This window comes from Marixanthomonas ophiurae (assembly GCF_003413745.1).
Classification (GTDB): domain Bacteria; phylum Bacteroidota; class Bacteroidia; order Flavobacteriales; family Flavobacteriaceae; genus Marixanthomonas; species Marixanthomonas ophiurae.
Map to the genome: position 1 here is coordinate 153996 of NZ_QVID01000001.1, position 15915 is coordinate 169910.

The window sequence follows — 15915 nt, forward strand, 5'->3', positions numbered from 1 at the left end:
AAGTTAAGTTGTTATACTTATGAAATGCACAATTATGGAAAAAGACTACATATTGCATAATTATTTGAACGGCACGGCTACTCAAGAAGAAATTGAGCAACTGAAGGCCGATCCTGAATATGCATCTTATATAAAAATTGCCAAAACCACCCAAGGTTTCGACACACCAGACTTTGATGAAAAAGCAACGTTTAAAGCTATTTCTGAAAAATTAGAACAACAACCTAAGGTTAAAAAATTAAATCCTTGGGCTACGGTTTTAAAAATTGCTGCCGTATTTGCCGTGATTGTCACCGGATATTTATACGTCGATTCATTAGGAACTACTGTTTCCACTTCGGTAGCTGAAAAACAAAACTTTAATTTACCAGACGGCTCTGAAGTTGCATTAAACGCTAATTCTACGATTGAATACAATAAAAACAAGTGGGACAACGACCGAAAGTTGGAGTTGGACGGCGAAGCTTATTTTAAAGTGACCAAAGGAAATACTTTTACCGTACAGACTAGAGCTGGAGCGGTTAGCGTTTTAGGTACACAGTTTAATGTATTTGCACGTGATAAAAAATTACAGGTACATTGTTACGAAGGCTTGGTAAGCGTGGCTTTTAACGACACACTCATCAAACTACCTGCCGGAAAAAATTTACAAATAAAAAATGGTATCTTAGTAACAAAGGTTCAAAGTATTGCTAAAGCACCTTCTTGGATAGACAATGAAAGTAGCTTTGAAAATGCAACGTTGGAAACCGTCTTACAGGAATTAAAAAGACAGTACCCGATTGTGGTGAATCTACCTGACAACGTAAAAAACAAACGATTTTCAGGAAGTTTTACTCACAACGACATTGACCTTGCTTTGCAGTTAATTTGCGCCCCCTTAAACCTAACCTATACGATAGAAGAAGACCAGGTAACCATATATGCAGCCAAAAACAAGTAAACAGGCGTTTCCACTCGTCTTGATCATGTGTTTTTTCTTTAGTCTTTCTATTCTTGGGCAGACAGAAGGAAAGAAATCTTTGTTTGCAGTTATACAACAATTGGAAGAACAGCACAATATCCGTTTTTCCTATGTTCCAGATGAAATCTCAGATATATCAGTTACAGTTCCTGAAAAAACCGATTCGCTTCAAGAAGTCCTTGCTCAATTGAACAATCAAACTTCTTTACAGTTTACACTTTTGGACGATAGATATGTAACCGTAGTATCACGGCAACAGAAAAGCAATTACTGCGGGAGAATCATTGCTGCTGAAACCAGTGAACCTTTAGAAGGAGCCAATATCGTTGTAAAAAATTTTAATTTTTCAACAGTAAGTACCGCAGAAGGCTTTTTTTCAATTCCTAGACAAGTTCCTTCGGAAGGGTTTATTACTATTAGCTATCTTGGATATCATACCATAAATCTCTCAATAAATCAATTGACTGCAGCATGTCCAACGATTATGGTCCACTCAAAATCTACAGCTCTTGACGAGGTTTATATTCAGACTTATTTAGTGCAAGGAGTGAGCAAAAAAACCGATGGTTCTATTACATTAAACACTGAGAATTTCGGATTGATACCCGGCCAAATAGAGAATGATGTGTTACAGATTTCCCAAGCGCTGCCAGGAGTGGAAAGTGCAGATGAAACCATATCAAACATCAACATTCGCGGAGGAACACATGATGAAAATCTATTGCTCTGGGATGATATAAAAATGTACCAAAGCGGTCATTTTTTCGGATTAATTTCTGCCTTTAACCCAGACCTCACCAAACAGGTTTCCATTTATAAAAATGGAACACCACCCCGTTTTGGCGAAAGTGTTTCTGGGGTAATTGATATGCGTTCAAAGAACACGGTAACTGAAGATTTTTCAGCAGGTGTGGGACTAAATTTAATTAATGGAAGTGCATTTGCTAATATTCCTCTTTCTGATAAAGCAAGTATTCAAATTTCAGGCAGGCATTCACTCTCTTTTTTAGAAACCCCAGTTTATAATACGTACTCTGAACGTATTTTTCAGGATACAGAAATAACAAACATTGAAAACCCAGAAAACGAAACCCAAATTACAGCCGATGAAGATTTCAATTTCTATGATTTTAGCACAAAACTACTTTGGGATATTTCAGAAAAAGATGCCATTCGGGTTAATTTTTTAACCATAGACAACTCGTTGGACTTTACTGAAAGTATTGACGGTTCCAATCAATCAAAAACCAGTGAATTACAACAACGAAGTCTCGTTGGAGGTGTTTCTTGGAACCGAAACTGGAGTGACGGTTTTGAAACAACAGCTTTGCTTTATGGTTCTTATTATCTATTAAATGCAACCAACAAAGACCTTTTTACCACCCAACAGCAATTTCAAGAAAATGAAGTATTAGAGGACGGAGCGAAGATTGACTCCCGTTTTACTATCTCAAAAAAAATTGAATTACAGTCCGGATATCAGTTTTCAGAAATCGGCATTGGTAATACCCAAGATATAAACATTCCGCGTTTTAGGGTTTATAATAAAGAAGTGTTGCGTACGCATTCGGTTTTTTCAAACATAACCTATACGCCCAATCAAGAATTAACGGTTATCAATGCTGGGGCCCGAGCATCTTATTTCGAAAAATTTGACAAGCTCTTAGTAGAACCTAGATTGAGCGTCCACCAAAAATTAGGTAATGGATTTTCAGTTGAAACCATGGGTGAATTTAAAAGCCAGACCACTACTCAGCGTATTGATTTTGAAAGTGACTTTTTAGGCGTCGAAAAAAGACGGTGGGTGTTAGCCAATGACAACAATATACCTATTCTTGAAAGTAAGCAAGCTTCGCTTGGGTTTGGGTATAATAAAAACAATTGGCTAATTACATTGGAAGGGTTTTATAAAGAAGTTTCAGGAATCACTACGTCCAACCAAGGGTTTCAAAATCAGTTTCAATTTGTGAGAGCAACTGGAGATTACACAGCTAACGGCCTAGAGTTTGTATTCAATAAAAACGCACGGCACTTTAGTACTTGGGTTAGCTATTTATTTATGAAAAACGATTACACTTTCGAAACGCTTATCCCTTCGGAATTTCCAAATAATATTGACATTCGGCATTCTGCAACGGTTGCCGGTTCGTATTCATTAAATAAGTTTAAACTGGCTTTAGGAATCAATTGGCATAGCGGAAAACCGTATACTATTCCCGTTCCCGGAGAGGAAATTATTGAAGTAAATGGTCAAGATACAATACAATATGATATTCCGAATAATGAACGCTTACCAGATTATTTTAGGGCTGACTTTTCAGCGGAATATCTTTGGGGAATTTCTCAAAATGTAGATGCTAAAATCAATGTTGCTGTGCTCAATCTACTAAATAAAGAAAACACGCTAAACATCCGATATGCTTTGGACACAGATGAAAATAACGAAAGCCGAATTAACCAAGTGGAAGAAATATCGCTAGGTCTTACACCAAATATTTCAGTACAAGTGTTGTTTTAAAAAAACAACTTACATCCGTTCTGGAACTTCTATTCCCAATAATGAAAAAGCGGTCTTAATTACTTTCGCAACCGCATCTGCTAAGTGAACTCTAAACTGTTTTTCTTCATCAGTATCAGCCCCTAAAATAGATACATTTTGATAGAAGGAATTGAATTCTTTTACCAAATCGTAGGTGTAATTAGCTAATAACGCCGGACTGAAGTTTTCTGCAGCCAACTGCACGGTTTCAGGAAATAGTTGTAGTTGTTTCAACAACTCTTTCTCCTTTTCATGTAATTGATTTACGGTCAGAGGTCGCTGAGTGGAGTCGAAGCGGGCCTTTCGCAAAATTGATTGAATCCGCGCATACGTATATTGAATAAACGGACCGGTATTCCCTTGAAAATCAACACTTTCTTCAGGGTTGAATAAAATTCGTTTTTTAGGATCTACCTTCAATATGTAGTATTTTAACGCCCCTAAACCGATGGTTTTATACAATTCTTTCTTTTCATCAGCTGTAAAGTCATCAATCTTTCCTAATTCTTCTGAAATTTTACCAGCAGTGGCGGCCATTTCAGAAATTAGATCATCGGCATCCACGACGGTTCCTTCTCTACTTTTCATTTTACCGGATGGTAAATCAACCATGCCGTAACTTAAATGATACAGGTTTTCGGCCCAACTATACCCTAATTTTTTCAAGATTAAGAATAACACTTTAAAATGGTAATCTTGCTCATTCCCTACGGTATAGATCATTCCGCTGGCGTCCGGATGGTCTTTTATACGCTGAATAGCGGTACCGATATCCTGCGTCATATAAACTGCTGTTCCGTCTGCTCGTAATACTAGTTTTTCGTCCAACCCTTCATCAGTAAGGTCACACCAAACGGATCCATCTTCTTTTTTAAAGAACACTCCTTTTTCTAAGCCTTCTTCAATATTATCTTTTCCTAATAAATAGGTTTCACTTTCGTAATAATAGCTGTCAAAATCAACGCCCAAGGCATCGTAGGTTTTTTCGAATCCTTTATATACCCAGCCATTCATTTTTTTCCAAAGGGTCACCACCTCATCATCTCCTTGTTCCCATTTTTGAAGCATGTGTTGGGCCTCTTTTAAAATAGGCGCTTCGGCTTTTGCTTCCTCTTCTGTTTTTCCTTCAGCTTGTAATTGAGCTACTTCCTTTTTGTATTCTTTATCAAACCGTACGTAATAATTCCCAACTAACTTATCCCCTTTTAATCCGGCAGATTCAGGGGTTTCACCGTCTCCATACCGTTTCCAAGCCAGCATACTTTTACAAATATGAATTCCTCGGTCGTTTATAATCTGGGTTTTATAGGTTTTTTTACCGCTTGCTTGTAAAATTTCAGCTACTGAATAGCCTAATAAAATATTTCGAATATGTCCTAAATGCAGGGGTTTATTAGTGTTTGGCGAAGAATATTCAACCAACACCGCATCGTCTCCTTGCGGCTCTTTTCCGAAGGTAGAAAAATCGGTTACCGCATTGAAAAACTCTAAATAATACGCATCGCTTAAAACAATATTTAAAAACCCTTTTACCACATTGAATTTTGAAACTTCTGTTACATTTTCAACTAAGTAATTTCCTATCGCTTCTCCAATTTTAACCGGATTTCCTTTTACCACCCGAAGCATCGGGAACACCACTACCGTGATATCACCTTCAAAATCTTTACGCGTGGCTTGAAATTCCACGGTTTCAAGATTAGCGTCGAAAATTGATGTCACTGCTTCCTTAATTTTGGCAGTTAAAACGTCCTGAAGTTGCATAGGTTTAATTTTAGGTGCAAAGATAGTTTTTTAATGAGAAATGGAAGCTGAAGTTGAAATTGAAAATCGAAGTTTTAAAATGTGTATCTTTAAAAGAAAAAAGTGCTTCTCAACGTATCATACAACGACAAACAAATAAGGAAAAAAATTGAAACCGAAGTTGGTAAACCATTCTCCCTAAAAGAACGTATTCAACTTGGTGGAATTGGTTCTTCAAAACTAATTATTACTGAAATGAGTGTTCAAATTCATAATTTGTTAATTCTAGATAATAACCGCAATCAATGTAATATTGAAATGCGGCCCAATGGAATTCTCGTAGGGTTTCGATCGTTATTAGAATCGTACATTTTAGTAATTCCTTATTACAAACTTTCTTTATACAAAGGTAAGGCTGAAGAGTATTCCATTTATCGAGATGACTATTTTGTAAAAGTAGAAGCTAAAGACAAAGCCACACATAAGTTTATGAACAAAGTATTAGCTGCTAAAGCGGAAGCCTCGCCTACCCGTTTAGAAGATTTATAACTTCACATTTTACAACCTTTATTTAAACTTTTGGTAAACTCTATGAAGGTAAATCGTCTGTCCTTTGCAAAAAAACGATGGACTTATTTTTATATGTATTTGCCGCTTTATTTTCGGTGATAAATCCGCTGGGGACAGTCCCTGTATTTGTAGGATTAACAAGTGATGAAACTTCAATAGAACGCAATAAAACCTCTTTACTAACTGCTATAAATACGACTGTAATTTTAATTATTTGCTTTTTTGCAGGAACGTATATTCTAGATTTTTTCAGCATTAGTCTAAATGCCTTACGAATTGCCGGCGGAATGATTATCGTGTCGTCCGGTTTTGCTTTATTAACTGGCACCTTTTCTAAGCATAAAGGAATGAAGAACAAACGGGTAAAGAAAGACCTAAGTAATAGAGAAAAAATATCACTAACACCTTTGGCCATTCCCATGCTTGCTGGACCAGGCGCAATTTCAATTTTAATTACGTACAATCAAGAATACAGTAAAACTAGTGAGATAGTGCTTATTCTTTTAGCCGTTGTAGCTGTAGGATTCGCTACCTTTTTAATGCTTCGGTTTGCGCCTTATTTAACCAAACTTTTGGGTGCTTCGGGAATTAACGCAATATCGAGGATAGTTGGGTTTATTGTTATTTCAATAGGAATAGAATATATAAGCAGTGCGGTAATATTAATTATACAAAATTTAGAATTGTAATAGTTACCTTCTGTTTTTAACAAATACGCCAGCTAACAAAGCCAAAACCCCTAACGCAATCATGGCAAGGGTTTGATTGTTTAAGCCTTCTTTTGCTGAGACTTCTAACGGACCAATATCTACAACTTCTTGAGGAACAAACGCGTTGTATAAGCCAAAAACAATTAATAAAATGCCTACTACAATTAGAATCAATTTTAAAACTTTCATATAATTTGGTTTACTCTATAAAGATAGCATTAAAATTAAGCAATTAACGAATCTTTGTATTTCTGTCTAACAATAAATAGGTATCTTTAAACAAAAAGATTGAAAATACTACTCACTGGCGCTAACGGTTATATTGGTTTACGATTGCTTCCCTCTTTATTAGAAAAAGGACACGAAGTTATTTGTTGTGTACGTGATAAAAATAGAATTCCTTTAGACCCTGAAACCCGAAAGCGGATTAGTTTCTATGAAGTTGATTTTTTAAAAGAAGTTGATACTACTGACTTTCCAAAAGATATTGACGCAGCATATTATCTCATCCATTCTATGAGCGCCTCCACAAACGATTTCGATGAGTTAGAAGCCAAAGCTGCTAAAAATTTTAACAAGTATCTTGCTGAAGCTTCGGTTAAACACGTAGTTTATTTAAGTGGAATTGTCAATGAAGACAGTTTATCTAAACACCTATCTTCCCGAAAAAAAGTAGAAGAAATACTTTATGAAGGCAATTACAATTTAACGGTTTTACGAGCTGGAATTGTAGTAGGTAGTGGAAGTTCTTCCTTTGAAATAATACGTGACCTTTGTGAAAAGCTACCCATTATGGTTACACCAAAATGGTTAAAAACGCGAATACAACCAATTGCCATTCGCGATGTGATTTCCTTTTTATCTGAAGTACTTTTAAAAGAAGTCTGCTACAACCAATCTTTTGATATTGGCGGTCCCGATGTTTTGACCTACAAGCAAATGCTTTTAAAATATGCAAAGGTTAGAAAGTTGAAGTTATGGATTATTTCGGTCCCAGTTATGTCACCACGGTTATCTTCTTATTGGCTGTATTTTGTTACTTCTACCACATACAAATTAGCAGTTAATTTAGTGGACAGTATGCGTCATGAAGTTGTAGCTCGCGATAATAAATTGCAAGAAATATTGAATATCCAACCTATTACGTATGAAGAAGCCATAAAAAATGCATTTATAAAAATTGAGCAAAACCTCGTAATATCCAGTTGGAAAGACTCTTTAGTTGCGGGAAGACTTTCCAATTTAAAAGGATATATTCAAGTTCCTACATTTGGATGTTTAAAAGATGAGCAATCGATTGAAGTCAAAAATCCTGAAGCTGTTTTAGAAAATATCTGGTCTATCGGTGGTACTCGAGGTTGGTACTATGGAAACTGGTTATGGAAAGTACGTGGTTTTATGGATCAACTTGTTGGTGGTGTTGGTTTACGAAGAGGTCGCACACACCCTAATAAAATTTACGCGGGTGACTCATTAGATTTTTGGCGCGTTTTATATGCAGACAAAGAAGAAAAGAGACTATTACTCTTTGCTGAAATGAGAGTGCCCGGTGAAGCATGGTTAGATTTCTGTATAGATGAGAATAATGTACTGCACCAAACCGCTACCTTCAGGCCTAAAGGCTTGTTAGGGCGTTTATATTGGTATACCATGCTACCATTTCATTATTTTATTTTTAGCGGAATGATAAACAATATTGCCAAAACAGAATAAATAGCATTTCAAAAATGATTTGTACTATTGTATAAGCACAATCTGTTTTGAAAATCTTCAACATATTTAAAAAGAATAAACTCCTCAGTATCTCATTGGGGTTATTGCTGCTATTTTCCTTATTTCTCTACATAAAAACGATTGAAACATACGCCCTAATTGAAAGCTTATCTATTTGGGTGCGCAATTATTTTGGCTCTTTTTATTTATATCTCGGTCTAGGCTGTGTCCTTTTATTATTAGCAATTGCCATTTCGCCTTGGGGAACTTATAAATTAGGTCATGCAAATGAAAAACCTGCTTTTAAACGCCTACCTTGGATTGCAATGTTGTATAGTGCCGGAATGGGTTCAGGAATTTTACTGCGAGCAGTGCAAGAACCGGTATTTATGCAGCAAAACCCACCCCTTTCTACGGGTATTTCTTCGGAAGTGATTGCGCTGGAATTTACCTTTTATCAATGGGGATTTACAGCTTGGGCTTTTTACGCCGTATTTGCTTTGGCAATTGGGTACGCCGTGTTTCATAAAAATAAAACCGTAGCGACTAGCAGTACGTTTTCTTTGTTATTTCAGAAAGAAGGAAATGGATTTCTCACGGGTATTGACATTCTCACGATATTAACCACAATTTTCGGCTTAGTGGCTGCTTTAGGCCTAGGTGCTTCGCAAATTAAAGGAGGTTTAGATCATTTATTTAAAGCAGATTTTAGTTACCAATTAATTATAATATTGGTCATTGCAATTGGAGTATTAGCATTACTTTCCGCCTTAAGTGGTGTTGAAAAAGGGATTAAGCGTATTTCTACAATGAATATTTATATAACTGTTGCCTTGCTGCTATTTGTGTTTTTACAAAGTGATATGCTTTTAATTATAGAACAACTCGCAACCGGAATATATCGATATATCATCGATTTTATTCCAATGAGTTTAGCGATAGGAAAATTTGATCCTGGTATTGAATTTTTAACCGATTGGACGTATTATTATTGGGCATTTTGGTTGGCGTGGGCACCTTTTACTGGAATGTTCATCGCGCGCATTTCAAAAGGAAGAACGATACGGGAAACTATTATTGCAGTTTTGCTTATTCCTTCTTTAGGATCCTTTTTCTGGTTTACCACCTTTGGGCAATCTGCTTTTGATATGATTTCGGAATGGGGAAGCTATTCCGGAGAATTTGACAATGTATTTACCTCTATTTTTGTCTTTTTTGAAGCGTATCCGCTCACATCCATTATAAATTCCATAGTTATTTTATTATTGGTTAGTTTCTTAGTGACGTCCGTTGATTCAGCAATATATGTTTTAAGCATGTTTACCGATAAAGGCAGCCAAAACCCCAATAAAAAACAACGGTTGCTTTGGGGAATAATCTTGATCATTTTTTCCGTAGGAATAGTGCTTTTAGGTCACGCCAAAGAAGATAGCAATGTATTAATCGCTATGCAAAAATTGTTGATTATCACTTCCCTACCATTAAGTTTACTTATGGTTCTAATGATTGGTTTGTGGCTTCGAGATTTAGTAAATCACAAAAAAGAATAGTTTTTTTTATTCCTTCGGAAGAAAAATTTCGGCCATCATACAACGAGCACTTCCGCCACCGCATGTTTCAATTGTAGTTAAATCTGTACTTAAAATTTCGCAATGCTTTTCAATTGCTGAAACTTGTTCTTCCGTAAGACTTTTGTGTGCCGCAGCACTCATTACTAAATACTTTTTATCGTTCACCCCGCGTACCTGAAGCATATTTCCAGCAAAGTTATGCATCTGTGCTTCGGTAATGGTAATGATTTCTTTTCCATCATCTTTTAAATGCTGAACTACATTCTTCTTTTCTTTGGCATCGTCAATCGTGTCTAAACAAATAACACTGAAATTTTCAGCTAAACACATCATTACATTGGTATGGTAAATCGCAGCACGCTTTCCATCAACTGTTTGATTGGCTGTGAAAATTACTGGTGTGAATTCAAAATCCTCACAAAACTCGATTAATAATTGCTCATCGGCTCTTGGAGACAAAGCACAATACGCTTTTTGATTTACACGATCTAAAATTAAACTTCCGGTAGATTCTAAAAATATACCTTCGTTTTCTGCATCGGTATAATCAAATACATTTTTAATTACGAATCCTTCTTTCTCTATACGTTCGATAACATCCTCACGACGTTCTTTGCGTCTATTTTTTGCAAATAAAGGATACAAAGCGATATCACCATTTTCGTGAAAAGTAACCCAGTTATTTGGAAAGATAGAATCTGGAGTATCCAATTCTAACTTATCGTCTTCAACAATCACGTTTACACCAACATTACGTAGTTTTTCAACAAAAGCATCAAATTCTTGTTGTGCTTTTTCATTCACTTTAGCATTCTCAAGTTTAATGTCTTCTTGAAAGTAATTGTTTACCGCCGTTTGCTCATTCATTCGAAAAGCAACTGGACGAATCATCAATATCGTATCGGTTATTTGCTGCATAACGTATCGTTTTAGGCCCTACCTAAATCGGTAGGCAGGTGCAAAATTAAGGTTTTTTAGACGGAATTTTTTACTTGATTGAAGTATTTTTATAGAAAAGAAGTTGTCTTAAAAATTTGCTGTAAGACCAATTCCGTAACCAGGACCTTGGAATATATTTCTACCACCCAGCACATAAGAAACACTAACATACGCCCCAAAATTATTGGTAAATGAACGATACCCCGTCCCGCCAATTTTGTGATAATCTACCCCAAAACGCTTAAAATTTTGTGGTGGTGGGGTTTCTAAATAATCAATTCCGCCAAAAGAATGCTGGTAATCATAATACACATCGTAGTACCATTTATTTAATGCTTGCCCAGCTTTAAATGTAATAGGTAGACTGTTGGGCACTCCTTCTAACTTAAGTGAGAAACCACTTTGCAAGGTAGTAAACCACCCAGTATTAGTTTGATAATGCGCCATAGCCCTTGTTTCAATTATAGTGGCTTGCTGACCAATGTCTTTTAAGCCCCCAATATTGTAATCTGAAACAGGCGTTGAAAAACCTCCGGCAACACTAAATTCTAACTTGCTATTAGTAAATTCTTTTTTAAAAGTACGGTATTTCAGAAATACTGAAACATCCTGTACGTCTTTAATATCGTCAACCTCTATATAGGGTAGGGAGGCATTTACATCCAAGTTCTCAGTAATTCCGTAGGCTGTAAAAAGATTTACATAGTAAAGTTTTCGAGCAATGTCGGTTTCATCCGTGCCAGCCAGATAGTCGTTGTTATCTTCAAATCCGGCTCCTAAAGTAATTGTTGTATTACTATTTCCGCGGTAAAATCCATCGATCTTACCTTGTGAAAAGACTTTTGTACCAATGATTGCCGGAATGCAGATCAAAAAAATTATAACTAAAGGTGTTTTCATATATAAAAACATACGCAATAAAAAATGGTACGGTTTAATTAAAAATAGGGTTTTCGATAGGAATTTCTTTTAAAACTTAAGATTAAATTTGTTTTAGTTAGGATTCCTTACTATATTTGACATGCAATAATGCATTCATATAAAATTTACTATTATGAAAAAATTCATTTTTTATCACGCCGGATGTCCTGTTTGTGTAAGTGCTGAGCATGACATTCTTGAAATTACCGATCCGAACCAAGTAGAAGTTGTTCATCTTGGTGAAAACAGAAATCGCATTGATGAGGCCGAAAAAACAGGAGTGCAATCTGTTCCTGCCCTGCTCACTCCAAACGGAAATGTACTACACATAAACTTTGGGGCCAGTATAGCAGATGTTAAAAATTAATTGAAACCTAAAAAGTTAGGATTCCTAATCACTAAAAGAATATGAAAACAAACACGTTTTTATTAACCATAGGGATCGTAGTGGCAATTATTTGCACTACGGTTGCCCAAACCGACCCCTACAATACCGATAATTTCGCTATTGAAAACGTAACCGTAACCCATAACACCGATTTAAACCTGACTGTCTGGAACATTACAGTAAAAGGACAAGCGGGCAGCCAAACCCCTACTCTAAATGGACAACTGGACGGGGCGCCTGTTTTGGGGTACGTATTTCCAACATCGCTGTCTCCTACTGTTGTAGGGTTTAATAAAACGGATGGTATTCTCGCTTTGGCATTGACATCCCATCCTGATTTTGATGACACCCCGCTTTGGGATGAAAACAAAGACAATAAATACGACAACGATGGAGTAATTTGGCACCCGCATTGGGTAGTATTAGTGAAAGACGAAAGAGTTACCGGAGGATTTTCGGTAAAACAGTTTAAAAAAGCCGATACCACAGTAAAACTCCCACCTACAAATCCAGGAATGCCCATGTATATGGACTCACCAGGATTTTCTGTAATCACAAAGAACAACACCATTCAAGTTATAATTCCAGATTACAGGATACAAAATACAACCGATTTTAGTTTTGATGCAGTCACAGCTTTCATGAAAGTAAATACGAGCAACGAAAATCTCCCTATGTTGGGTGTATATAATGTATACAGCATTGCCAGCGGTGATTTAAGCCTGCCGTATAAAGTTGAAAAAAGTACTCAAAAAATTGATTAGGAATACTAACTTTGCTATGTTAGTAAAAGTATTAGTTCTCAAGATATGCTCTAAACGTTTAACAAAGCGCATATCTTGAGCGACTATATTAAGCCTTTAACCTCTTAGCCACCATAGTAATAAGATAGCATTATTTTTTATGAGTGATAGTATTTTTAATCCAGAAGATCAATTGGGAGCTGTTTCCAATAAAATTGTTGCAGGTCTGGAGCGAATTTCAGAAGTGTTCAAAGTATTGTTATGGGAAAAAGCAAAAGCGAATGGCCTAAGCCCATTGCAGATTCAATTGCTTATTTTTGTTGCCTACCATAAAATAGAGCTTTGCAATGTAAGCCATTTTGCCAAAGAATTCAATGTAACTAAACCTACCGTAAGCGATGCCATTAGAGCATTACTTAAAAAAGAACTGATAGAAAAAGACTTTTCGTCGGCCGACAGTCGGAGCTATTTGGTTTTATTAACGATCAAAGGCAAAGAAATGGTCAGCGCCACAGAAAATTTTGCCGATCCTATAAAAAATCAATTATTAAAAATCCCTTCGGAAGAACGAGAGGCGCTTTTCAACAGTATTAGCAACCTCATTTATAAATTAAACCGAACCGGCATTTTAACGGTACAAAGAACCTGTTACGGATGTAAGTTTTACGAACCAAAAGAGACGACCGATTATTGCCAGCTTTTGGAAAAAGATTTATACACAACAGATATCCGTTTGGATTGCCCTGAATTTGAAGAAAAAGCGAGATAATCCGTACTTATCCCCGTATTAAAGGCATGGTGCTACAACGCAACAAACCTTCTTGTTTGGCGATTTCGGCATACGGAACTTCTTCTACTGTAAAACCTTGATCGCGTAACCATGTATTTAGCCGTGTAAAATTCTTTTCTGAAATGACTACTTCAGGTGAAATGGAAAACACATTGCTATTCATATTGTACATTTCATCTTTGGTAATATGAAAGCAATTCTCCTTTCCGAAGAAATCTACTAACCACTCATATTCTTCTTGTTCTAAAAAGCCTTCTTTATGAATTATCGTTTTTCCTTTTCCTAAGGGTTGAAAACAGCAATCTAAATGAAGCGCATTATCTTTGGCTTCTGTGTTTGATTTGCGAAGATTGAATGACTTTACTTTTTTATTTGGAAACAATTCTTCTAGCTTTTTTACAGCTTTCATATTGGTCCGGGCCGTGATATATTTTGAATAATCTTCTCCACGGTACGTACCAACAAATATATAATCATTCCAAGGCATAACATCGCCGCCTTCAACGTGCGCATCTTCTGGAAACCTGATGATATTTTCTGAAGGGATTTGATCAATAACATGTTTTATGGCATCAATCTCTTGGTCACGATCGGGTAAGATATTTGCTTTTATAAATTTGTCTTCTATAACGAAGGCAATATCCCGAGCAAAAATCTGGTTGTAGTCTTCAATTTCTTTGGGACGATAGACTTTTACATCATATTTTTCAAATATTTTGGCAACAGCTTCCATCTCATGTATCATATCCACTTCTTTAGGATATGTGCCTGCTTGAATGTGTTCTTTTGATTTTGGGTCATACGCCTCGTCTAAGGTAGGGGCTGGACCATTACTATTTGCCGAACCTAATACAACTGCCCGAAGGCGAGAAACTTCATCTTTAACGTTTAATTTGATCATATTACAAATATAAAAAAGCATCCCCAATTTATGAGGATGCTTCGTTTATTTTAAAAGGTGATTTTACCTATCTTCTACTGGTTTAAAATCCCGATGTGTTTCACCAACGTATACTTGTCTTGGACGCCCTATTGGTTCTTTACGTAAACGCATTTCTCTCCATTGCGCTATCCAACCTGGTAAACGACCTAATGCAAACATTGCGGTAAACATTTCAACAGGAATTCCCATAGCACGATAGATAATACCAGAATAGAAATCCACGTTCGGGTATAATTTTCTATCAACAAAATAAGAATCTTCTAAGGCTTCTTTTTCCAATCCTTTAGCAATATCCAACACAGGGTCTTCAACTCCTAAGTTAGCCAATACCTCATCAGCAGATTTTTTAATTATTTTTGCCCGTGGGTCAAAGTTTTTATAAACTCGGTGACCAAAGCCCATTAAGCGGAATGGATCCTCTTTATCCTTAGCTTTTTGCATAAACTTGTGTGTATCGCCACCATCTTCTTTAATAGCCTCCAGCATTTCAATAACCGCTTGGTTGGCTCCACCGTGAAGTGGTCCCCAAAGTGCATTGATACCTGCTGATAATGAAGCAAACAATCCAGTGTGTGCTGAACCTACCATCCGTACAGTAGAAGTAGAACAGTTTTGTTCGTGATCTGCGTGCAAAATCAATAATTTATCAAGTGCATCTACTACTGTTTTATTGGAATTATAGTCCCCATTAGGCTTTTTAAACATCATTTTAAGGAAGTTGTCTACATAACCTAATGAATCATCTCCATAATCTAATGGTCTTCCTACACGTTTCCTGTAAGCCCAAGCAGTCAATACTGGGAATTTTGCCAAAATACGAACAATTGCATTATACATGTCTTCTTCACTTTCTACATTTACCGAAGAAGGATTAAACGCTACTAAAGCTGAAGTTAATGACGAAAGTACGCCCATTGGGTGAGCAGATTTTGGAAATCCATCCAATATTTTCTTTAAATCTTCATCTACATGAGAATGTTCTTTAATATCACTGTGAAACTTCTCTAGTTCAGATTTAGAAGGCAATTCACCAAAAATCAATAAATAGGCTACTTCCAGAAATTCTGCTTTCTCAGCTAAATCTTCGATAGCATATCCTCGGTACCTAAGCACACCCTCTTCCCCATTTAAAAATGTAATGGCACTTTCACAAGAACCAGTGTTTTTATATCCAGGGTCAATGGTAGTAACGCCATTTGTTACGCCTCTAAGCGTTTTTATATCAATGGCTTGCTCGTTCTCGCTTCCTATAACAATAGGAAATTCATATTTTTTACCATCGATTTCGAGAATTGCTTTCTTTGACATATATTTATAAGGTTTTTTTTGATTATTTCGAAATGTAAAGATACAAAATATTGACCGTTTTTTTAACATATAC

Annotated in this window: 15 protein-coding genes; 9 read left to right on the forward strand and 6 right to left on the reverse strand. The window is 36.2% G+C overall.

Features of this window, described 5'->3' with window-relative positions:
• Window positions 1–34: 34 nt before the first annotated feature.
• Together DZ858_RS00680 and DZ858_RS00685 are read left to right on the forward strand one after the other, a co-directional pair.
• Window positions 35–943, forward strand: a complete 909-nt coding sequence (locus tag DZ858_RS00680; RefSeq protein ID WP_158548332.1) for a FecR family protein — start codon at window positions 35–37, stop codon at window positions 941–943.
• Window positions 924–3482, forward strand: coding sequence for a TonB-dependent receptor (locus tag DZ858_RS00685; protein ID WP_117157656.1), 2559 nt, complete (start codon window positions 924–926; stop codon window positions 3480–3482). Before DZ858_RS00680 ends, DZ858_RS00685 begins: the two co-directional genes overlap by 20 nt.
• Before the next feature lie 9 nt (window positions 3483–3491).
• Here DZ858_RS00685 and argS read toward each other — a convergent pair whose 3' ends face one another.
• Window positions 3492–5267, reverse strand: coding sequence for an arginine--tRNA ligase (gene argS / locus DZ858_RS00690; protein ID WP_117157657.1), 1776 nt, complete (start codon window positions 5265–5267; stop codon window positions 3492–3494).
• 102 nt (window positions 5268–5369) lie between these two features.
• Here argS and DZ858_RS00695 point away from each other — a divergent pair, with 102 nt between their 5' ends.
• Complete coding sequence (locus DZ858_RS00695; RefSeq protein ID WP_117157658.1) at window positions 5370–5795, forward strand: hypothetical protein; 426 nt, start codon at window positions 5370–5372, stop codon at window positions 5793–5795.
• A 77-nt stretch (window positions 5796–5872) separates the two neighbouring features.
• Window positions 5873–6505: an NAAT family transporter gene (locus DZ858_RS00700; protein ID WP_117157659.1), complete on the forward strand. Its 633-nt coding sequence runs from the start codon at window positions 5873–5875 to the stop codon at window positions 6503–6505.
• A 3-nt stretch (window positions 6506–6508) separates the two neighbouring features.
• Here DZ858_RS00700 and DZ858_RS00705 read toward each other — a convergent pair whose 3' ends face one another.
• Window positions 6509–6715: a hypothetical protein gene (locus DZ858_RS00705; RefSeq protein WP_117157660.1), complete on the reverse strand. Its 207-nt coding sequence runs from the start codon at window positions 6713–6715 to the stop codon at window positions 6509–6511.
• Between the two features lie 99 nt (window positions 6716–6814).
• On the opposite strand from DZ858_RS00705, the gene DZ858_RS00710 reads away from it, so the two are divergent.
• Window positions 6815–8239: an SDR family oxidoreductase gene (locus DZ858_RS00710; protein WP_117157661.1), complete on the forward strand. Its 1425-nt coding sequence runs from the start codon at window positions 6815–6817 to the stop codon at window positions 8237–8239.
• 47 nt (window positions 8240–8286) lie between these two features.
• The gene (locus tag DZ858_RS00715; protein ID WP_239990694.1) at window positions 8287–9789 is read left to right on the forward strand and encodes a BCCT family transporter; all 1503 of its coding nucleotides are present in this window, start codon (window positions 8287–8289) and stop codon (window positions 9787–9789) included.
• A gap of 6 nt (window positions 9790–9795) precedes the next feature.
• Here DZ858_RS00715 and ctlX read toward each other — a convergent pair whose 3' ends face one another.
• Window positions 9796–10728, reverse strand: a complete 933-nt coding sequence (gene ctlX, locus DZ858_RS00720; RefSeq protein ID WP_117157662.1) for a citrulline utilization hydrolase CtlX — start codon at window positions 10726–10728, stop codon at window positions 9796–9798.
• Between the two features lie 108 nt (window positions 10729–10836).
• Entirely contained in the window at window positions 10837–11649 is an 813-nt protein-coding gene (locus tag DZ858_RS00725; RefSeq protein WP_117157663.1) for a hypothetical protein, read from the reverse strand.
• A 154-nt stretch (window positions 11650–11803) separates the two neighbouring features.
• Here DZ858_RS00725 and DZ858_RS00730 point away from each other — a divergent pair, with 154 nt between their 5' ends.
• The 3 genes from DZ858_RS00730 (at window position 11804) to DZ858_RS00740 (ending at window position 13570) form a co-directional block, all read left to right on the forward strand.
• Window positions 11804–12037 (forward strand): thioredoxin family protein, encoded by a 234-nt coding sequence (locus DZ858_RS00730; RefSeq protein WP_117157664.1) that lies wholly within the window; start codon window positions 11804–11806, stop codon window positions 12035–12037.
• Between the two features lie 41 nt (window positions 12038–12078).
• Entirely contained in the window at window positions 12079–12822 is a 744-nt protein-coding gene (locus DZ858_RS00735) for a hypothetical protein (RefSeq protein WP_168926316.1), read from the forward strand.
• A 139-nt stretch (window positions 12823–12961) separates the two neighbouring features.
• A complete protein-coding gene (locus DZ858_RS00740; protein WP_117157665.1) occupies window positions 12962–13570 on the forward strand; it encodes a MarR family winged helix-turn-helix transcriptional regulator in 609 nt (202 codons plus the stop codon).
• Window positions 13571–13577: 7 nt separating this feature from the next.
• Here the strand turns inward: DZ858_RS00740 and DZ858_RS00745 are convergent, their stop codons facing one another.
• Both DZ858_RS00745 and DZ858_RS00750 read right to left on the reverse strand, forming a co-directional pair.
• Window positions 13578–14492, reverse strand: a complete 915-nt coding sequence (locus DZ858_RS00745) for a dimethylarginine dimethylaminohydrolase family protein (RefSeq protein ID WP_117157666.1) — start codon at window positions 14490–14492, stop codon at window positions 13578–13580.
• A 63-nt stretch (window positions 14493–14555) separates the two neighbouring features.
• The gene (locus tag DZ858_RS00750; RefSeq protein ID WP_117157667.1) at window positions 14556–15842 is read right to left on the reverse strand and encodes a citrate synthase; all 1287 of its coding nucleotides are present in this window, start codon (window positions 15840–15842) and stop codon (window positions 14556–14558) included.
• Between the last annotated feature and the right edge of the window lie 73 nt (window positions 15843–15915).

What these genes read in the sequence shown, in the direction of transcription:
- DZ858_RS00680 (WP_158548332.1), top strand. Translation starts at nt 35, where the DNA reads ATGGAAAAAGACTACATATTGCATAATTATTTGAACGGCACGGCTACT.
- DZ858_RS00685 (WP_117157656.1), top strand. Translation starts at nt 924, where the DNA reads ATGCAGCCAAAAACAAGTAAACAGGCGTTTCCACTCGTCTTGATCATG.
- argS (WP_117157657.1), bottom strand. Translation starts at nt 5,267, where the DNA reads ATGCAACTTCAGGACGTTTTAACTGCCAAAATTAAGGAAGCAGTGACA.
- DZ858_RS00700 (WP_117157659.1), top strand. Translation starts at nt 5,873, where the DNA reads ATGGACTTATTTTTATATGTATTTGCCGCTTTATTTTCGGTGATAAAT.
- DZ858_RS00705 (WP_117157660.1), bottom strand. Translation starts at nt 6,715, where the DNA reads ATGAAAGTTTTAAAATTGATTCTAATTGTAGTAGGCATTTTATTAATT.
- ctlX (WP_117157662.1), bottom strand. Translation starts at nt 10,728, where the DNA reads ATGCAGCAAATAACCGATACGATATTGATGATTCGTCCAGTTGCTTTT.
- DZ858_RS00725 (WP_117157663.1), bottom strand. Translation starts at nt 11,649, where the DNA reads ATGAAAACACCTTTAGTTATAATTTTTTTGATCTGCATTCCGGCAATC.
- DZ858_RS00730 (WP_117157664.1), top strand. Translation starts at nt 11,804, where the DNA reads ATGAAAAAATTCATTTTTTATCACGCCGGATGTCCTGTTTGTGTAAGT.
- DZ858_RS00735 (WP_168926316.1), top strand. Translation starts at nt 12,079, where the DNA reads ATGAAAACAAACACGTTTTTATTAACCATAGGGATCGTAGTGGCAATT.
- DZ858_RS00740 (WP_117157665.1), top strand. Translation starts at nt 12,962, where the DNA reads ATGAGTGATAGTATTTTTAATCCAGAAGATCAATTGGGAGCTGTTTCC.
- DZ858_RS00745 (WP_117157666.1), bottom strand. Translation starts at nt 14,492, where the DNA reads ATGATCAAATTAAACGTTAAAGATGAAGTTTCTCGCCTTCGGGCAGTT.
- DZ858_RS00750 (WP_117157667.1), bottom strand. Translation starts at nt 15,842, where the DNA reads ATGTCAAAGAAAGCAATTCTCGAAATCGATGGTAAAAAATATGAATTT.